General features: G+C 61.6%; 4 protein-coding genes. All 4 read left to right on the plus strand.

Annotated features, from left to right (window positions below):
- Positions 1 to 307 (plus strand): AAA family ATPase (locus EN939_RS24325; protein ID WP_442919554.1); only part of this gene is annotated, 307 nt, incomplete at its 5' end.
- 29 nt (positions 308 to 336) lie between these two features.
- Entirely contained in the window at positions 337 to 1839 is a 1503-nt protein-coding gene (locus tag EN939_RS24330) for a CpaF family protein (RefSeq protein WP_127270234.1), read from the plus strand.
- Positions 1840 to 1868: 29 nt separating this feature from the next.
- On the plus strand, positions 1869 to 2882 hold the full coding sequence (locus EN939_RS24335; protein ID WP_127270235.1) for a type II secretion system F family protein: 1014 nt from the start codon (positions 1869 to 1871) through the stop codon (positions 2880 to 2882).
- A gap of 9 nt (positions 2883 to 2891) precedes the next feature.
- On the plus strand, positions 2892 to 3914 hold the full coding sequence (locus EN939_RS24340) for a type II secretion system F family protein (RefSeq protein ID WP_127270238.1): 1023 nt from the start codon (positions 2892 to 2894) through the stop codon (positions 3912 to 3914).
- The last annotated feature ends 35 nt before the right edge of the window (positions 3915 to 3949 follow it).

Below are 3949 nucleotides of genomic sequence, written 5' to 3' on the forward strand. Positions count from 1 at the left end.
TCCCAATGATCCGCCGACCAAGCTGATCATCAACCAGGCCGGCGTGCCGAAGCGCCCGGAGATTTCGCCGTCCGATTTCGCCGAGCCGCTCGGCCTGTCGCCGATGTCGGTCATTGCGTTTGATCCGTTGCTGTTCGGCAATGCCGCCAACAACGGACGCATGCTTGGCGAAATGGATGCCAAGAACCCGGTCGTCGCGATGATCAACGAAATGGCGCATGTGCTGACCGGGCGCAGCGAAATCAAGATCAAGAAGAAGGCCGGGCTCGGCAGCCTGCTCGGCAAGCTCTCGCGCAACAAGAAGTGACGCTTCAGCAGTGGAATCGGTAGTCGATCATGTTTGGTAAAAGAGGCAGCGACGACGGCAACCGGTTCACGCCGGAATTTCGCCAGCCAGCACCGGCGCCTGTTGCGCCGCCGGCTGCAAGTTCCATGGACACAGCGGTTCTGACCCGGCCCACGGCGGCGCCAAGCGCGCCTGTCGCGCCGCCGGCGCGCCGTGCGGTCGAGGCACCGCCATTGGCGCCTGAGCCGAAGCGGGCACAGCGCGAAAAGAGCGAAACTTATTACGATACCAAGAGCCAGGTCTTCTCCGCGCTCATCGACACCATCGATCTGTCGCAGCTTTCCAAGCTTGACCCTGAAAGCGCGCGCGAGGAAATCCGCGACATCGTCAACGACATCATCGCGATCAAGAACTTCGCAATGACGATCGCCGAGCAGGAAGAGCTGCTCGAGGACATCTGCAACGACGTGCTCGGCTATGGGCCGCTCGAGCCGCTGCTCGCCCGCGACGACATCGCCGACATCATGGTCAACGGCTCCAGGAACGTCTACATCGAAGTCAACGGCAAGGTCGAACAGACCGGTATCCGCTTTCGTGACAATCAGCAGCTCCTCAACATCTGCCAGCGTATCGTCAGCCAGGTTGGCCGCCGCGTCGACGAATCCAGCCCGATCTGCGACGCGCGCCTTCCCGACGGCTCCCGCGTCAACGTCATCGCGCCGCCACTCTCCATCGATGGCGCCACGCTCACCATCCGCAAATTCAAGAAGGACAAGCTGACGCTCGATCAGCTGGTCAAGTTCGGCGCCATCTCGCCGCAGGGCGCCGAAGTTCTCAAGATCATCAGTCGTGTTCGCTGCAACATCGTGATCTCGGGCGGCACCGGTTCGGGCAAGACGACGCTGCTCAATTGCCTAACCAACTATATCGACCGCGAGGAGCGCGTCATCACCTGCGAAGACTCGGCCGAGCTGCAATTGCAGCAGCCGCATGTGGTGCGCCTCGAAACCCGCCCGCCCAATCTGGAGGGCGAGGGTGAGGTGACGATGCGCGACTTGGTCAAGAACTGTCTGCGCATGCGGCCAGAGCGCATCATCGTCGGCGAAGTGCGCGGACCCGAGGTGTTCGATCTTCTGCAGGCGATGAACACCGGCCATGACGGCTCGATGGGCACGATCCACTCGAACAGCCCGCGCGAATGCCTCAACCGTATCGAATCCATGATTGCCATGGGCGGCTATTCGCTGCCGCAGAAGACAGTGCGCGAAATCGTCGTCGGTTCCATCGACGTGATCATCCAGGCGGCGCGCCTGCGCGACGGATCGCGCCGCATCACCCACATCACCGAGGTGATCGGGATGGAAGGCGACGTCATCATCACGCAGGATATCGTCCTTTACAACATCAAGGGCGAGGACGCCAACGGCCGGCTGTTGGGTGAGCACGTATCGACCGGCATCGGCCGTCCGCATTTCTGGGAGCGCGCACGCTATTACGGCGAGGAGCAGCGTCTCGCCATTGCGCTCGAGGCGATGGAGAAACGCGCTGACTGACGCATGCTGGGGTGTAAGGGTTCGGGCCAATGTTTGGAATTGACGGCACAGTACTGGCGTTTGTCGTGCTCGCCGGCTTCAGCGCCGGCGCCGTCGCTTATGCATTTCTGTTCACCCGCATCAGCAACGAGAAACAGGTTGGCAAGCGGCTCGAAACGATCAGGACCGCCGAGACGGATCGCTCCGTCGTCAAAGCCTCGCGCGACCGCGTGGCGGAAGCCGTCAAGCGGCGCAAATCGGTTCAGGATTCTCTTAACGAACTCGACGCCAAGCAGAAAACCAAGGACAGCCGCGTCAAGAAACCGCCGCTGAAAGCCCAGCTTCGTCAGGCCGGCCTCAAGACCACCATCGAGCGTTTCTATATATACTCCGCCGTATGCGGCATCGTTTTGATGATTGTCGCCTTTGTGGCCGGAGCCCCGCTGATCGCCTTGCCGGGCGTGCTGTTGGCCGGGGGGCTGGGCCTGCCGCGCTGGTTCGTCACGTTTCGTCGCGCCCGCCGGGTCAAGGCATTTCTCAACGAATTTCCAAACGCGCTCGACATCATCGTGCGCGCGGTCAAATCCGGCCTGCCGCTGAACGACGCCGTGCGCCTGATCGCCAACGAATCGCCCGAACCCGTGAAGACCGAGTTTCGCCGTATCGTCGATTCACAGCAGATGGGCCTCTCTATCCCCGACGCGACCTTGCGCATGCCTGAAACCATGCCTTGCACCGAGGCAAGCTTCTTCGGCATCGTTATCCAGATACAGTCGCAGGCCGGCGGCAATCTCTCCGAGGCGCTGGGCAATCTTTCGCGCGTGCTTCGCGATCGCAAGAAGATGAAAGCCAAGGTCGCGGCGCTGTCGATGGAAGCGAAGGCGTCCGCCGCGATCATCGGTGCGCTGCCCTTCATCGTCGCCTTTCTCGTCTACCTGTCGAGCCCGGCCTACCTGATGCCGCTCTTCAACACCAGCGTCGGAAACCTGATCCTTGGTTGCTCTGCGGTCTGGATGTTGATCGGCATCCTGGTGATGCGCAAGATGATGAACTTCGAAGTCTAGGATGCTGGCATGACCGAGCAAGTCATCAAGACCCTGACGGATCCGAGCTTCCTGATCGCGATGCTGGTCGCGATAGCGGTGTTTGCGACCGTCTTCACCTTGCTGCCGGCGTTTGGCGGAAACCAGCTCAAGTCACGCATGAAATCCGTTGCGCTGGAACGCGACGAACTGCGTGCGCAACAGCGCGCCCGGCTTGCGGTCGAGGCCGACCGCCGTCGCAAGGGCTTGCGCGAGGAACAGTCGGTCGGCATGCGCAACATTGTCGACCGGCTGGATCTGAGACGCGCGCTCGCCGATGAAGGCACCTTGCAGAAACTCAAGGTGGCCGGCTTTCGTGGACAGAATCCGCTGACGCGGTTTCTTTTCTTCCGTCTCGTACTTCCTTTCGTCGGTTTCGCGCTGGCCGCAATCTACATCTTCGCGCTCGGAGGACTGCCCGACAAGCCATTGGTCATCAGGCTGTTCGTCTGCGTCCTCGTTGCTTACGGCGGCTTCTACGCGCCAGTCATCTACGTCAACAACCGCGCCACCAAGCGCAAGCAGTCGATCCAGATGGCATGGCCGGATGGGCTCGATCTGATGCTTATCTGCGTCGAATCGGGCATGTCGGTGGAAGCGGCACTGCGCAAGGTCGCCGACGAGATCGGTGCGCAATCGGTGGCGCTGGCGGAAGAGTTCATCCTCACCAACGCCGAGCTTTCCTACCTGCCGGAGCGCAAGCAGGCCTACGAGAACCTGGCAAGCCGCACCGGCCTGGATTCGGTCAAGTCGGTGTCGCAGGCGCTCGTCCAGGCCGAGCGTTACGGCACGCCGGTGGCGCATGCACTGCGCGTGCTTGCCGCCGAAAGCCGCGACATGCGCATGAATGCTGCCGAGAAGAAGGCCGCCGCCCTGCCGCCAAAGCTCACAGTGCCGATGATCCTGTTTTTCCTGCCGGTGCTCTTCGCCATCATCCTGGGTCCCGCCGGCATTCAGGTCAGCCAGCGCGGTATCTTCGGCGATCATCCGGCGCCGGCAACAAACGCCCAGTAGCGGCAAGGCAAATTCCTGCATTCCCTCAAACGAAA

This window comes from Mesorhizobium sp. M7A.F.Ca.CA.002.05.1.1, from assembly GCF_003998335.1.
In the GTDB taxonomy this organism is placed as follows: Bacteria; Pseudomonadota; Alphaproteobacteria; order Rhizobiales; family Rhizobiaceae; genus Mesorhizobium.

Excerpts from the sequence above, each read along its gene's own strand:
- EN939_RS24330 (WP_127270234.1), top strand. The coding sequence starts at position 337 with ATGTTTGGTAAAAGAGGCAGCGACGACGGCAACCGGTTCACGCCGGAA.
- EN939_RS24335 (WP_127270235.1), top strand. The coding sequence starts at position 1,869 with ATGTTTGGAATTGACGGCACAGTACTGGCGTTTGTCGTGCTCGCCGGC.
- EN939_RS24340 (WP_127270238.1), top strand. The coding sequence starts at position 2,892 with ATGACCGAGCAAGTCATCAAGACCCTGACGGATCCGAGCTTCCTGATC.